The sequence below is a fragment of the Rhizobium sp. Root1204 genome, from assembly GCF_001424965.1.
Classification (GTDB): Bacteria; Pseudomonadota; Alphaproteobacteria; order Rhizobiales; family Rhizobiaceae; genus Pararhizobium.
In genome coordinates, this window is record NZ_LMCZ01000001.1 from 353,100 (window position 1) to 366,495 (window position 13,396).

14 protein-coding genes are annotated in these 13,396 nt (G+C 59.8%); 8 read left to right on the forward strand and 6 right to left on the reverse strand.

Annotated elements, in window-relative coordinates:
* Positions 1–110: 110 nt before the first annotated feature.
* On the reverse strand, positions 111–2,120 hold the full coding sequence (locus tag ASC96_RS01685; RefSeq protein WP_060500716.1) for a methyl-accepting chemotaxis protein: 2,010 nt from the start codon (positions 2,118–2,120) through the stop codon (positions 111–113).
* A 418-nt stretch (positions 2,121–2,538) separates the two neighbouring features.
* Between ASC96_RS01685 and rpmH the strand changes: the two genes are divergently transcribed.
* The 3 genes from rpmH (at position 2,539) to yidC (ending at position 5,048) form a co-directional block, all read left to right on the forward strand.
* Entirely contained in the window at positions 2,539–2,676 is a 138-nt protein-coding gene (gene rpmH, locus ASC96_RS01690; RefSeq protein ID WP_037104763.1) for a 50S ribosomal protein L34, read from the forward strand.
* 135 nt (positions 2,677–2,811) lie between these two features.
* Entirely contained in the window at positions 2,812–3,201 is a 390-nt protein-coding gene (gene rnpA / locus ASC96_RS01695) for a ribonuclease P protein component (protein ID WP_060500720.1), read from the forward strand.
* Complete coding sequence (gene yidC / locus ASC96_RS01700) at positions 3,201–5,048, forward strand: membrane protein insertase YidC (RefSeq protein WP_060500721.1); 1,848 nt, start codon at positions 3,201–3,203, stop codon at positions 5,046–5,048. Before rnpA ends, yidC begins: the two co-directional genes overlap by 1 nt.
* A gap of 83 nt (positions 5,049–5,131) precedes the next feature.
* Here the strand turns inward: yidC and ASC96_RS01705 are convergent, their stop codons facing one another.
* On the reverse strand, positions 5,132–6,010 hold the full coding sequence (locus tag ASC96_RS01705; protein WP_060500723.1) for a LysR substrate-binding domain-containing protein: 879 nt from the start codon (positions 6,008–6,010) through the stop codon (positions 5,132–5,134).
* A gap of 78 nt (positions 6,011–6,088) precedes the next feature.
* Here ASC96_RS01705 and ASC96_RS01710 point away from each other — a divergent pair, with 78 nt between their 5' ends.
* The 4 genes from ASC96_RS01710 (at position 6,089) to ASC96_RS01725 (ending at position 9,465) form a co-directional block, all read left to right on the forward strand.
* Entirely contained in the window at positions 6,089–7,015 is a 927-nt protein-coding gene (locus ASC96_RS01710; RefSeq protein WP_060500725.1) for a DMT family transporter, read from the forward strand.
* A gap of 110 nt (positions 7,016–7,125) precedes the next feature.
* Entirely contained in the window at positions 7,126–8,037 is a 912-nt protein-coding gene (locus tag ASC96_RS01715; RefSeq protein ID WP_082511897.1) for a DMT family transporter, read from the forward strand.
* A gap of 84 nt (positions 8,038–8,121) precedes the next feature.
* Positions 8,122–8,775, forward strand: coding sequence for a ribosome biogenesis GTP-binding protein YihA/YsxC (yihA, locus tag ASC96_RS01720; protein WP_060501388.1), 654 nt, complete (start codon positions 8,122–8,124; stop codon positions 8,773–8,775).
* 156 nt (positions 8,776–8,931) lie between these two features.
* Positions 8,932–9,465 carry a DUF1269 domain-containing protein gene (locus ASC96_RS01725; RefSeq protein ID WP_060500727.1) on the forward strand — a complete coding sequence of 178 codons (534 nt, stop codon included), beginning with the start codon at positions 8,932–8,934 and terminating at the stop codon, positions 9,463–9,465.
* A gap of 4 nt (positions 9,466–9,469) precedes the next feature.
* Here ASC96_RS01725 and msrB read toward each other — a convergent pair whose 3' ends face one another.
* The 4 genes from msrB to ASC96_RS01745 form a co-directional block, all read right to left on the reverse strand.
* Complete coding sequence (gene msrB, locus ASC96_RS01730; protein WP_060501390.1) at positions 9,470–9,961, reverse strand: peptide-methionine (R)-S-oxide reductase MsrB; 492 nt, start codon at positions 9,959–9,961, stop codon at positions 9,470–9,472.
* A 229-nt stretch (positions 9,962–10,190) separates the two neighbouring features.
* The gene (locus ASC96_RS01735; RefSeq protein WP_060500729.1) at positions 10,191–10,748 is read right to left on the reverse strand and encodes a fasciclin domain-containing protein; all 558 of its coding nucleotides are present in this window, start codon (positions 10,746–10,748) and stop codon (positions 10,191–10,193) included.
* 250 nt (positions 10,749–10,998) lie between these two features.
* A complete protein-coding gene (locus tag ASC96_RS01740; RefSeq protein ID WP_060500731.1) occupies positions 10,999–11,721 on the reverse strand; it encodes an anti-sigma factor in 723 nt (240 codons plus the stop codon).
* On the reverse strand, positions 11,718–12,257 hold the full coding sequence (locus ASC96_RS01745; protein WP_060500733.1) for a sigma-70 family RNA polymerase sigma factor: 540 nt from the start codon (positions 12,255–12,257) through the stop codon (positions 11,718–11,720). The genes ASC96_RS01740 and ASC96_RS01745 overlap by 4 nt, the downstream gene beginning before the upstream one ends.
* A 185-nt stretch (positions 12,258–12,442) precedes the next feature.
* Here ASC96_RS01745 and argB point away from each other — a divergent pair, with 185 nt between their 5' ends.
* Entirely contained in the window at positions 12,443–13,330 is an 888-nt protein-coding gene (argB, locus tag ASC96_RS01750; protein WP_060500735.1) for an acetylglutamate kinase, read from the forward strand.
* The last annotated feature ends 66 nt before the right edge of the window (positions 13,331–13,396 follow it).

The window sequence follows — 13,396 nt, forward strand, 5'->3', positions numbered from 1 at the left end:
CAATAACGAATGATCGCGTTCAACAACGTCGCCGTGATCGGAATGCAAAATCCCGCGGCGAGACCGGCTCGCCGCGGGATTTCTGTTCACGTCCGATATCCTGTTAAGGATCAGAATTCTTCCCAATTGTCCTTCGCCACCGCGGCACTGGCCGAGCCGCCGCCAAAGGCGCGGGCGACAGTACCCATCATCTTGCGGGCAGGCGATGCGACCGGCCGGGTGTTTTCGCGAACCGGAGCCGCGACCGCACGCAACGGCGCACTATCGTCCAGCTTGAAGTGGGAGATCAGCCGCGCCAGGCTGTCGGCTTCGGCCGAAAGCTTGTGGGTGGCGGCATTGGCTTCTTCGACCATCGCGGCGTTCTGCTGGGTCACCTGGTCCATCTGGTTGACGGCGGTGCTGACTTCGCCGAGGCCGGTCGACTGTTCGCGGGCAGCTGTGGCGATCGAATGGATGTGATCGTTGATGCTCAACACCCGCGTTTCGATCTTGCCAAGAACCTCACCCGTTTCCTGCACCAGCTTGACGCCGGTCGCGACTTCCGAGCCGGACTTGGCGATCAGACCCTTGATGTCCTTGGCGGCACTTGCGGCACGCTGGGCCAGTTCGCGGACTTCCTGGGCGACGACGGCAAAACCCTTGCCCGCATCACCGGCACGCGCAGCCTCGACACCGGCGTTGAGCGCCAGAAGGTTGGTCTGGAAGGCGATCTCGTCGATCACGTTGGTGATCTGGCCGATCTCGCTGGAAGCCTGCTCGATCCGGCCCATCGCATCGACGGCCTTACGCACGACTTCGCCGGACTGGGCAGCACTCTGTTTCGCCTCCGTGACCATGACAGTCGCTTCCTGGGCGCGGTCGGTGGAGTTGCGCACGGCGGCGGTGATCTGCTCCAGTGCAGCAGATGTTTCTTCGAGCGCTGCGGCCTGCTGTTCTGTGCGCTTCGACAGGTCATCGGCGGCGGAGCGCAGTTCCGAGGAATTGCCGTTGATCGAGTCCGTCGTGGTGCGGACTTCCCGTAGCGTGCTCTGCAGGGTCGACAGCGTGTCGTTGACGTTCTGCTGCAACTCGGCAAAGGCGCCCTGGAAGTTGCCGTTCATGTTCTGCGTCAGGTCACCGCCCGAAAGGCTGGCGATAACGCGGCGGGTCTCGTTGACACCGCTGTTCACACCATCGACAAGCTCGTTGAGGCTGGCGGCAAAGCGATTGAGGTCGGCATTGCCGTAATCCTTGCTGATCCGCTGGGTAAAGTCGCCAGCGGCGGCAGCGGTGACGACGACGGCAATGCTCGACTGCAGATCGGCGCTCTTTTCGCGCAGCGCACTCTCCTGCGCATTCAGTTCGCGCACGGCCAGGCCATTGCGCTTGAACACCTCGACAGCACCGGCCATTTCGCCGATTTCGTCCTTTCGGCCGGCAAACGGCACGTTGGCATTGAGATCGCCGTCAGCCAGCCGCTTCATCGTGCCTGTCAACTGCAGGATCGGCTGGCTCAGTTGCTTGGTGCCGATGTAGAAAGCCGTACCCGCGCCGATGACCAGGCCAACGCCCGCCGTCAACAGCACCATGAGGATCATCCGACTTTCAATCGTGTTGACTTCATTCTCGATCGTATCCAGAGCCGCGCGGTCGGTGTCGACGAGCGCATCGATCTCGGCCTGGAAGGCCTTGCGGTTGGCGCGGTTAAGTTCGTTGTTGCCCTGTTCGTTGGCAGCCTGCGGCGAGACTTCCTGGCTAAGACGGGCTGTTTCCGTGCGGAATGTGCGGAATTCGGCGGCGCGTTTGACGACCGCGTCGAAGGCTGGAATTTCTTCGGCGGGAACGAGCGGCTTCCACTCGGTGAGGAGAGCATCGATCTTGTCGAGGTTTTTCAGCAGGCCTTCAGCGAATGGCTTGGATTTTTCCATCGTCGGAGCTGCGTAGATACCGCGCGCTTCCATGACGACAGCCGTTACCAGTCGGTTGAGATGCTCGCCGTTCAGCGCGCGATCCGAGGCGTTGTCGAACTGGACGAGTCTCGAATTATATTGTGTGACCACTGTCAGCGCCATGCCGGTCACAGCCAGTGTGATCAGGCTCATCAACCCGACGATGAGATAGATCTTGCCTCGAATTTTCATTTACGTGTCACTCCCCTGGGACCGGCAGCAGACCATGAAAGGCGCAGCTTGCGGGTACTTGTCTCAGGCGTGACACTAAAGCAGCGATGGTTAATGAAGCCTCATGCGGCACTCAACAATTCTACTGATCGGGTCTTAGGGCTTTGTTTAAGCCGTTGCATTATTATGCACCAATACTCAATTTTAAGTTGAATAGACCCAAGGACACCCCAACCGGCTGCTGATCCAGCAGAACGGCAAAACCCGCGCTGATTCCAGCTTTTCCGCCCCGGCAATTGACTTTCGCGGCTCTTTGCTCTTATAAGCCGCCCACGTCCGGACAAGTCCCCTTGCCCTGTGCAATGCCATGCCCGGAACGTAACGCTCCCTTGCTAAGAAGCAAACCCAAGAAGGGCCGCACACCGCGGTATTAAAATAAATGACGAAGCGTACCTACCAACCGTCCAAGCTTGTTCGCAAGCGCCGTCACGGCTTCCGTGCACGTATCGCCACCAAGGGTGGCCGCAAGGTTATCGTTGCCCGCCGGGCACGTGGCCGTAAGCGTCTGTCGGCTTAAGGCCGTCTGGCGCGTGCCGCGTCTTCGCGCACTTACCTTCGCGAAACCTGCATGCGCGGCTTCACGGCGCCGGAGCATCCATCAGTCGTCTCTAGGGACACTGGATGCTCCAGCGCCAAGAAGGAGCGCGGGCGAATGACATCACCCAAGCCTAAATCAACTGCCGGGCGGCTGAAAAGCCGGCCGCAGTTTCTTGCTGTGCGCAAGGGAGAGCAGCGGAAAGGTCCGTTGTTTCTTCTGGAAGTTCTTGATCGCAACGAACCGGATACCGGGCCGCGTGTCGGTTTCACCGTCACCAAGAAGCATGGCAATGCCGTCGAACGCAACCGGATGCGCCGGCGCCTGAAAGAGGCCGTGCGGCTTTCCGCCGGATTTGCAATGAAGCCCGGACATGACTATGTGATTGTCGCCAGACGCGACCTTTTGAACGCACCCTTCAAGCGGATCGAAAAGACCCTCTGTGAGCGGATCGAAAGCAAGCAGAAATATTCACGGCCTCAACAGGCCGGCTCCAGGAAAGAATGATGGAAAAAAACCGCAACTACTTCGTGGCGATCGGGCTATCAGTGCTCATTCTGATTGCCTGGCAATTTCTCTATGTGAACCCGAAGATAGAGAAAGAACGGATTGCGGCGGAAGCCCATCAGAAGCTCACCCAGCAGACCCAGCCGGCCGGCACGCCTGCCGTTCCCGGTCAGGCTCAACCGGCTCAGGGCGCCGTCCCCGGCGCCGTTGAAACCCGTGATCAGGCGATCGCCAAATCGGCCCGTGTTTCCATCGACACGGCAGCGCTGATCGGCTCGATCAACCTCACCGGCGCACGTTTTGACGACCTGAAGCTCAAGGAATACCACGAGACCGTCGACGACAAGAGCCCGCTGATCACGCTGTTCAGCCCCTCCGACACGCCGGACGGTTACTTTACCGAACTCGGCTATATCGGCAACGACGCAACCGGCACCGTTCCCGGCCCATCGACCATCTGGACAGTCAAAAGCGGCGACAAGCTGACGACCGAAACCCCTGTCGTCTTGACTTATACCAACGAGAAGGGCGTGGTTTTCACCCGCACGATCTCGATCGACGAACACTTCATGTTCCAGGTCGTAGACTCGATCAACAATGGCAGCGGCGCTCCGGTATCGCTGTCGACCTACGGCCGCGTCACCCGCTTCAACAAGCCGACCACGCCCAGCGTCTACGTTCTGCATGAAGGCTTCATCGGCGTCATCGGCGAGCATGGCCTGAACGAAATCGCCTACAGCAAGGTGGAAAACGACGTTCCGGTCAAGCACGAGAAGGCAACGACCGGCTGGCTTGGCATCACCGACAAGTACTGGGCTGCCGCCATCGTTCCGCCGCAGACACTGGCTTACGAATCCAAGTACGAGCACTTCACCGATGGCCGCCCGCGCTTCCAGGCTGACTACAAGCAGGACGCAGTCACCATCGCGCCGGGCCAATCCACTGACCTGAAGACCCTGGTCTTTGCCGGCGCCAAAGTCGTCTCCGTTGTTCAGAGCTACTCAAAGGACGATAGCTGGTTCAGCTCAATGTTCTCGAGTTTGACGAACGCTGACAAATCGAAGGCAGCCGCCTATAACATTCCACAGTTTGATCTTTTGATCGATTGGGGCTGGTTCTACTTCATCACCAAGCCGATGTTCATGTTAATGGATTTCTTCTTCCGTTATTTCGGCAACTTCGGCGTTGCGATCCTTCTGACCACCATCGTCGTCAAGGGCCTGTTCTTCCCGCTTGCCTCGAAGCAGTACGCTTCGATGGCGAACATGAAGAAGGTTCAGCCGAAGATGGAGGAACTGAAGAAGAAGCACGGCGACGACCGCATGGCGTTGCAGCAGGGCATGATGCAGCTCTACAAGGAAGAGAAGATCAACCCGATCGCCGGTTGCTGGCCGATCCTGTTGCAGATCCCGGTGTTCTTCGCGCTCTACAAGGTGATCTACGTCACCATCGAAATGCGCCACGCGCCGTTCTTCGGCTGGATCCAGGATCTTTCCGCGCCGGATCCGACCTCGCTGTTCAACCTGTTCGGCCTTCTGCCTTACGCGGTTCCGCATGCGCTGGTCATCGGCGTCTGGCCGCTGATCATGGGCATCACCATGTTCCTGCAGATGCGTATGAACCCGACGCCGCCGGATCCCACCCAGGCGATGCTGTTCACCTGGATGCCGCTGGTCTTCACCTTCATGCTGGCAAGCTTCCCGGCCGGTCTGGTCATCTACTGGGCCTGGAACAACACGCTGTCGATCATGCAACAGGCGTTCATCATGAAGCGCCACGGCGCCAAGATCGAGCTGTTCGACAATCTCAAGGGATTATTCTCAAAGAAACCGAAACCGGCCGAATAGGCCGGAACCGGGACCAGGAATGCGAAAACCCCGGATCGGCTGATCCGGGGTTTTTTCTTGGCGAAAAACTTGCACCGCAACGGCTAGACCATGCGCTGCATCTCCTCCCCGAGCCATTTGCGGAATTTCCGCGTCATGCGGTTTTCATGACGATGGAAGACCACACGGTAATGACCGAGGTCCACCGGCCCGAAGCCCGGCAAAACCACCAGCCCGCCTGAGCGGATCTCGCGCTCCGTCAGGAACGCCGGCGCCAGAACCATGCCCAGACCGGCCGTGGCTGCATGCAGAGCCGTATCGTCGGTGTCGAACACATGCTGGATCTGTATGGCGCCGCCATCGAGGCCGAGCGTGCGGGTCCACAATGCCCAGTCCCAATTGTCCACCGAGCATTGAAGGGCTGGCACCTTTCCAAGATCGCCGGTCCCGTCATACCCGACGGCCGCCAGCAGCGCCGGCGACGCGACGGGACGGCTCATATCGGCGGCAAGCCACTCCCCTTCTGCAGGGTTCGTACCAGCACGGTGATAGGAAATTGCCAGGTCGCCGGACCCGAGAGAGATGCTGGAACCGGTTTTCGTCTCGACACGCACACGGGCGGCCGGATGCATCGCCTTGAACCGCTCCAGCGCTGGGATCAGCCAGCGAACGGCAAGCGAAATCGAGACGCGGACGACGATTTCGTTCTGGTCGCGGCTCAGCGCCTCTGCCGAACGGTCGATCGCAGCAATGGCAGCGGCGGCATCATCATGGAAGCGGCGACCCGCATCCGTCAGGTCAAGGAAGTTGTGGCTCCGCTTGAACAGCGCCACGCCCAGCTCACCCTCCAGCTTCTTGATTTGATGACTGACAGCGCTCGGGGTAACGCCGATTTCTGCGGCGGCCTGGACGATACTAAGATGGCGGGCCGTCAGGACAAAAACCCGCACCGCATTGAGCGAGACGTTCCGCTTGTTCTGCATCGAAATTACTCATCCAGGGCTCAAAAATCGAATTTGCATTGCGGCAGGGTCATTTGGCAAGAGTTGGAAGAGAAACCTTTGAAAGTTAAGGCCTTGCGTAAAAACCTGCTGAACTCGAATGCTGAAGCGATGATCTGGGTTGTACTCGGAACGGCATTATTTTCCTTGATTTTTGCCTCTGGCAAATTCGGGGGAGACAGCCTGTCCGTCGTACAGATCCAGTTCCTGCGTTATGTCAGCGGCCTGGCAACGCTTCTGGCTGTGGTTGCCTTCAAGCGCGACAGCTTGCGCGTCTATCGCAGTGCCCGGCCGTTTTCCCATGCCATGCGCGCCGCGTTCGGTGTTTCCGGCGGCTTCGCGCTGATTTATGCCTCTGCGGCGATGCCGATTGTCGATGCAACGGCGCTTGGTCTTCTCTACGTGGTTTTCATCATCCCGCTGGCGGTTATCGTCCTCAAGGAAACTGTGACGAAGCAGCATATGGTCGGCATCACCCTCAGTTTCGCCGGTGCCGGTTTCATCATGATTTCACGCGGCGCCTTCACCCAGTTCGAGCCCGCCTATCTCGTCCCCGCAGCTATTGCTGTTCTCGGTGCCGCGTTACTCGCCATCGAAGGGCTGATGATCCGTGTCCTCTCCCATGCCGACCGCCCGCTGACGGTCCTGCTCTATGTCAACGCCTTTGGCATCCTGTTCCTGGCGATACCGGCGTTCTGGACATGGAAGGAAGCGTCCCTCTCCTCCATGGTCCCGTTTCTGCTGCTCGGCCCGATCGCGGTGGCGGCACAATACTGCGTCGTCCGCGGCTACCGGCTTGCCTCACTGGCGATCGTCGGTCCGGTCGATTATGCTTGGCTGGTCTTTGCCGCCGTCATCGGCTTCCTGTTCTTCAACGAAATTCCGACGACGGGCGTGATCGCCGGTGCGGCCATCATCGCCATTGGCGGTGTGATTCTTGCCGTGATAAAGCCCGAACCGGACAAAACCGCCGCCGAGATTCAATAGTTGCGTCACATAAGGCACACAGGAAGGTTTGCGACAGCACCCTGTCGCGGATACCAGCGCGCGCCGGACCGTTCGCTCCTACACTGCAGCACCGCAACCGGATTCCCGCCATGTCGCAGCCTCTGCCGCAATCCGTAACCGATGGCCAAAACAGCGCAACCCAGGGCGCAGCCTTGGTGCTCGGCTCGGCCATCGTCTGGAGTTTCGGCGGCACGCTGGCGCGCTTCCTGTCGATCGAGGATGGCTGGACCATCGTGTTCTGGCGCTCGCTGTTTGCCGCCCTGTTCCTCATCGGCTTCATGTTGCTGCGCGACGGGCCACGCGGCACCGTCTCGCTGTTTCGCAACATGGGCCTGCCGGGCATCGCGGTCGGGCTGTGTTTTGCCATCGCCTCGACCTCATTCATCCTGGCGCTTGCCTATACCACCGTTGCCAACATCGTTCTCATTCAGGCCGGCGTGCCGCTGATTGCGGCGCTGATCAGCTGGATCGTGTTTCGGGAACGCGTCTCGCTGCTGACCTGGCTTGCCATCGCTGCCGTGATTTCCGGCGTAGCGATCATGGTCTCGGATTCCGTGAACGGCGCGGTCTCGCCCGTGGGCGATGCGCTGGCCATCCTGATCGCCTTCGTCTTCGCGCTCGCCACCGTCATCACCCGGCGCTATGCCCATGTGCGCATGACACCGGCTGCCTGTTTCGGCACCATCGTCGCCGGAACGGTCGCAGCCATTATGGCGTCCGGCCTCAGTGTCACGCTGCCGGAGCTCGGCATCCTCGTGACGTTCGGCGCGCTCAACTTCGGCCTTGGCCTCGCCTTCTTCGTCACCGGCGCGCGGTTGATCCCCTCGGCGCTCGCGGCCCTGCTCGGCACCGCCGAGACGATCCTGGCGCCGCTCTGGGTGGCGCTGATCCACGGCGAGATCCCAAGCCTCAACACGATCCTCGGCGGCACGATCGTGCTGATCGCCCTCCTCTCCTATCTCAGCATCGAGATGTGGCGGCAGCGGCGTACCATGGCCTGAGCCAAATTGGCGAAAATCGCGAGTTTTCTTGACATGGCGGCGCAAAACCGTGAAGTCCTGAACAAAAGCCAAGGACAGGATACCATGACAGACGCCACGCAGCAGGACGACAAGCCCCTTTTCGGGCGGCCATGGGTATTCATCCGCGGTGTGCCGTCGATGAAGTTCCTGCCGCCGGAGGGCCCGTTCGAGATCGCCTTTGCCGGCCGCTCCAATGTCGGCAAGTCGTCGCTGATCAACGGGCTGGTCGGCCAGAAGGGGCTTGCCCGCACATCCAATACGCCAGGCCGTACCCAGGAACTCAACTATTTCGTACCGGACGGCTATTCCGGTCAGCCCGGCGACCTGCCGCCAATGGCGCTGGTCGACATGCCCGGTTACGGTTACGCCCAGGCGCCGAAAGAGCATGTCGATGCCTGGACCAAGCTGGTCTTCGACTATCTGCGCGGCCGCTCGACGCTGAAGCGCGTTTACGTCCTGATCGACAGCCGCCATGGCATCAAGAAGAACGACGAGGACGTCTTGAGCCTGCTCGACAAGGCGGCAGTCTCCTACCAGGTCGTGCTGACCAAGACCGACAAGATCAAGGACCCGGCGGTTCCGCGGCTGATTGCCGAGACGCTGGAAAAGATCAGGAAGCGGCCTGCGGCGTTCCCGGAGGTGCTTGCAACATCGTCCGAGAAGAACCTTGGCATGGAAGAACTGCGCGCCGCCATCAAGGTCGCCATCTCCACCTGACGCACAGCAATCACGCTAAAGCATGCCGCGCATTTTTGCGCGGCATGCTTTAATTGCATCTGTCACACTACCCCGACATGAACTGTGCTCTATCTCCCAGCGCGGGGCGGCCTTCCGGCGACCTCCAATGCGTTGAGAGTTCAAGGAGAACACGACATGTCCGATCTGATTGTGGTGGGTTTTGACAGTACGGAAGAAGCCGACAAGGTGCTTCTGAAGCTGAATACGCTGAAGAAGGAATATCTGATCGATCTGGAGGATGCCGTCGTCGTGGTGCGCGACGAGACCGGCAAGGTTCACTTGAAGCAGAGCATGAACCTGACGGCCATCGGCGCGACATCGGGGCTTCTCAGCGGCTCGCTCTGGGGCGGCCTCGTCGGTCTCCTGTTCCTCAACCCGCTGGCCGGCTTTGCCATCGGCGGCGCGATCGGCGCCGGCACTGGCGCGCTGTCGGGATCGCTGGCCGATTACGGCATCGATGACAATTTCATCAAGTCGCTCGGCGATACCATTCCCAACAATTCCTCGGCGCTTTTCGTGCTGGTGCGCAAGGTACAGCCTGAAAAGGTTCTGGCGGAGTTCCACGGCCTGCGCGGCAAGGTCTTGAAGACCTCGCTGTCGCCGGACCAGGAAGCCAAGCTTCAGGCGGCGCTGTCCGATTCCCAGCCTGCGGCTCCAGCAGCCCTTTAAACGGTCAGGCAGCCGATGCTGGCGTGAACGTCATTGCGAACCCGTTGATGCAATGGCGCATGCCAGTCGGCTGCGGCCCGTCATCGAAGATATGCCCGAGATGGCCACCGCACCGGCGGCAATGACATTCGGTGCGGGTCATGAACAGCGACGTGTCCTCACGCTTGCCGACAGCATCCGGCAGCGATTCCCAGAAGCTCGGCCACCCCGTGCCGCTGTCGTATTTCGCGTCCGACGAATAGACCGGCAGATCGCAACCGGCACAGTGAAACGTGCCCTTGCGTTTCTCGGTGTTGAGCGCGCTGGTAAACGGCCGTTCGGTGTCTTCATGCCGCAGGATCTGGTATTGCTCGGCGGTCAGGATCGCTTTCCATTCGGCATCGGTTTTGGTCACTTCGAACGTTTCGGCGGCGATGGCCCCGGGGCTGCCTCCGCGAAACGCCACCGCAGCGGTAAGGGCTACCCCGGAAAGAAGAAAAAAGCGTCGGCTTGTCATGGTCATCTCCCGTCTGCCTGATGGTGCCGGCAACACCTGAAAACTAATGCGGCGTTCGCCCGGGGGCAAAACAAATGCCAATCAATCCCGCGTGAGCAATCGCTTGAATACGAGATAAAAAGGCCACCGGCGAGTGAAGAGCCGGTGGCCTTGAGGCCGGAGAGGTCTCCGGCCCGGAGCCGAAAATGCATCGAGGATGCATCCGGCTCCCAAGCCACAAGGGCGTGGATCAGGATTTCGGCAGCAGCACCTTGTCGATCACATGGATGACACCGTTCGACTGCTTGACGTCGGCGATGGTAACATGCGCGACCCCGCCCATTTCATCGGTGAGCGTGATCTTGCCGCCCTTGTCCTTGGCCTTCAGAATGCAGCCGCCAACCGTCTTGACGTCATGGGTGCCGCCATCATCCTTGACCATCTTGGCGATCGCCTTGGACATTGCATCCGCTGCCACCACATGGCAGGTCAGAACCTTGGTCAGCATCGCCTTGTTTTCGGGCTTCAGAAGGGTTTCCACAGTGCCCTTAGGCAGGGCGGCAAAGGCTTCATTGGTCGGAGCAAAAACCGTGAACGGCCCCTTACCCTCAAGCGTTTCGACGAGGCCGGCAGCCTTGACGGCGGCGACCAGCGTCGTGTGATCCTTGGAATTGACGGCATTTTCGACGATGTTCTTGTTGGCATACATCGGCGCGCCGCCGACCATCGGATTTTCAGCGTGCGCTGCAAAGGAACCTGTGGCCAGTATCGAAGCGACGGTGACCGTGCGCAGCATGGACTTGAACATTTCTCTTCCTTCCTGTTGATCTCGCGGACCCGCGTTGCGGATCTCTCCCAAGTTTTTTCTGGAATTCTTGTTCTCTGCGCAGAGGACAGAACAAGGTACGCAAGGTCGCCGGAAAGAGTTTCAGGAAAAATATGAACAATCCAAATAATTGATTTCATTTACCTCTTCGGAAGTCGCGCGCGGCACAATGAATAAAGGCCGCCCTCTTGCAAGGGCAGCCATTCGGTAACCAATTACTTACAATAAGCCGCTACGGCCGCCGCGTCTTGCCGACGGCAACGACCGGGCCGGTGGCCGTGCCGGTCGGCGAGCCGCCGAAAGGCTCGACACTGACGGCGAGCGTGACGCCTGCACCGAACTTCGAACGTAGCTCCGGCGGAATGATGATCTCACCCTCGCCCGTCTGCGGCAGGATGCCCAGCGACTTGGCGGGGTTATCGCCTTCGATCAGCCAGAGTTCCAGCGATTTGGCCTCGGCCTGCTTTGCCGCCACCGGCGTGATCTTCAGGGCGCCGTTGCCGGCGTCGTATTGCGCCAGAAGATTGATCGTCGTGCTGGCATCGCCAGTCAGTTCGGCCACCAGCGGCTTCGTCTGACTGACAGGCGTCAGGACACCCGTGGCGAAGGTCGCAACCGTCACGAGACCCGCCACCGATGCCAACGTCAGCATGCGCCACAGGGCCAGAGAATTCCATACCCCCGTGGCAGCAACAGCCGGTTTGGCCTGCGCGGCAAACAGGCGGCGCTCGACAGCGACCAGCACCTGCGGTGGCGGCGTGACCGGCTCGTAAGCATCGTCGAAAGAGGAGAGATTGCTCTGCCAGTGATTGACCATGGCAGCAAAGGCGCCATCGAGAACCATGCGCGCCTCGACCTTGCGGCGGTCGTCGGCAGACAGAACACCCAGAACATACTCGCCCGCAATCACCTGGTCGCGGCGGGAATCTCCGCTTTCGGGATTCTGTGTGGTCATCGCTCCATGCACTCTCTGAGTTTCAACAGACTGCGGCGCAGCCATGTTCGCATCGTGTTCAGCGGCGTGCCGAAAAGGTCGGCCAATTCCTGGTAGCTTAACCCTTCGACATAGGCCTTGCGTACGGCATCGGCGCGATCTGCCTCGAGTTCATTCATGCAATTGTCGATCCGGCGGCCCTCTGCCGTATTGATGGCAGCTTTTTCCGGGTCCGGCGCAGAATCCGCCAGATCATAGGCCTCGTCAATCGTGTTTGCCACCGGCTTTCTTGCCCGCAGATGATCGATCGCATGATTGCGCGCAATCGCCGAAAGCCAGGACATCGGATTGGTGTCGCCGCTGGCAAAACGGTCTGCCCGCTGCCATATCTTGATGTAGATTTCCTGCAAGGCTTCTTCCGCTTCCGTCCGGTCTCTCAAAATACGGACGCAAATGGCGAAAAGTTTCGGACTGGTCTGCCTGTAGAGCGCGGAAAAGGCGGCACGATCTTTCAGCGAGATCCGGCCGATCAGCGTGGAGATGTCGTCTGTGGTCATTGATGCTCCGGTCCTCGTCCGTCAGCGGCGAACATAGGGCACAAATCCGGGGATAAAAAGGGGAGTTGCGGCAGATAAAAACGGTGATAGAGGCTGATGTCACACCGGCTTTATCTTTGCCACGGATCATTCCCTCCACCGGAAACTTGCGCTAAACAGCACCCGGCTAATTTCGAGGTATTTCCATGTCCGCATCAGAAAGCGAAATCCAGGCAAATCTTCTCGCCAAGGCGCTGCCCTATATGCAGCGCTACGAGAACAAAACGATCGTGGTAAAATATGGCGGCCACGCCATGGGCAATGCCGAGCTCGGCAAGGCCTTTGCCGCGGATATCGCGCTTTTGAAGCAGTCGGGTGTCAACCCGATTGTTGTTCATGGCGGCGGTCCGCAGATCGGCGCGATGCTGACCAAGATGGGCATCGAATCAAAGTTCGAAGGCGGCCTGCGCGTCACCGATCAGAAAACCGTCGAGATCGTCGAAATGGTTCTGGCCGGCTCGATCAACAAGGAAATCGTCGCGCTGATCAACCAGACCGGCGAATGGGCGATCGGCCTGTGCGGCAAGGACGGCAACATGGTCTTTGCCGAGAAGGCCAAGAAGACCATCAAGGATCCGGACAGCAATATCGAACGCGTTCTCGATCTCGGCTTTGTCGGCGAGATCGTCGAAGTCGACCGCACCCTGCTCGACCTGCTCGCCCGCTCGGAAATGATCCCGGTCATCGCCCCGGTCGCTCCCGGCCGCGACGGCGCCACCTACAACATCAACGCCGACACGTTTGCCGGCGCCATTGCCGGCGCGCTGAACGCCACGCGCCTGCTGTTCCTCACGGATGTTCCGGGCGTGCTCGACAAGAAGGGCGAACTGATCAAGGAACTCTCGGTCGCCGAAGCGCATGCGCTGATCAAGGACGGCACGATTTCCGGCGGCATGATTCCGAAGGTCGAAACCTGCATCGAAGCGCTTTCCCGCGGCGTCGAAGGCGTCGTCATCCTCAACGGCAAGACGGCACACTCGGTTCTGCTCGAAATCTTCACGGAACATGGTGCGGGAACGCTAATCGTTCCGTAAGGCTGGCCGTAACGGATCTTCCTACCTCCGTCATTCCTGCTGTACTTGCCACAGGAATCCGGCCAC

What these genes read in the sequence shown, in the direction of transcription:
- ASC96_RS01685 (WP_060500716.1), bottom strand. Translation starts at nt 2,120, where the DNA reads ATGAAAATTCGAGGCAAGATCTATCTCATCGTCGGGTTGATGAGCCTG.
- rpmH (WP_037104763.1), top strand. Translation starts at nt 2,539, where the DNA reads ATGACGAAGCGTACCTACCAACCGTCCAAGCTTGTTCGCAAGCGCCGT.
- rnpA (WP_060500720.1), top strand. Translation starts at nt 2,812, where the DNA reads ATGACATCACCCAAGCCTAAATCAACTGCCGGGCGGCTGAAAAGCCGG.
- yidC (WP_060500721.1), top strand. Translation starts at nt 3,201, where the DNA reads ATGGAAAAAAACCGCAACTACTTCGTGGCGATCGGGCTATCAGTGCTC.
- ASC96_RS01705 (WP_060500723.1), bottom strand. Translation starts at nt 6,010, where the DNA reads ATGCAGAACAAGCGGAACGTCTCGCTCAATGCGGTGCGGGTTTTTGTC.
- ASC96_RS01715 (WP_082511897.1), top strand. Translation starts at nt 7,126, where the DNA reads ATGTCGCAGCCTCTGCCGCAATCCGTAACCGATGGCCAAAACAGCGCA.
- yihA (WP_060501388.1), top strand. Translation starts at nt 8,122, where the DNA reads ATGACAGACGCCACGCAGCAGGACGACAAGCCCCTTTTCGGGCGGCCA.
- ASC96_RS01725 (WP_060500727.1), top strand. Translation starts at nt 8,932, where the DNA reads ATGTCCGATCTGATTGTGGTGGGTTTTGACAGTACGGAAGAAGCCGAC.
- msrB (WP_060501390.1), bottom strand. Translation starts at nt 9,961, where the DNA reads ATGACAAGCCGACGCTTTTTTCTTCTTTCCGGGGTAGCCCTTACCGCT.
- ASC96_RS01735 (WP_060500729.1), bottom strand. Translation starts at nt 10,748, where the DNA reads ATGTTCAAGTCCATGCTGCGCACGGTCACCGTCGCTTCGATACTGGCC.
- ASC96_RS01740 (WP_060500731.1), bottom strand. Translation starts at nt 11,721, where the DNA reads ATGACCACACAGAATCCCGAAAGCGGAGATTCCCGCCGCGACCAGGTG.
- ASC96_RS01745 (WP_060500733.1), bottom strand. Translation starts at nt 12,257, where the DNA reads ATGACCACAGACGACATCTCCACGCTGATCGGCCGGATCTCGCTGAAA.
- argB (WP_060500735.1), top strand. Translation starts at nt 12,443, where the DNA reads ATGTCCGCATCAGAAAGCGAAATCCAGGCAAATCTTCTCGCCAAGGCG.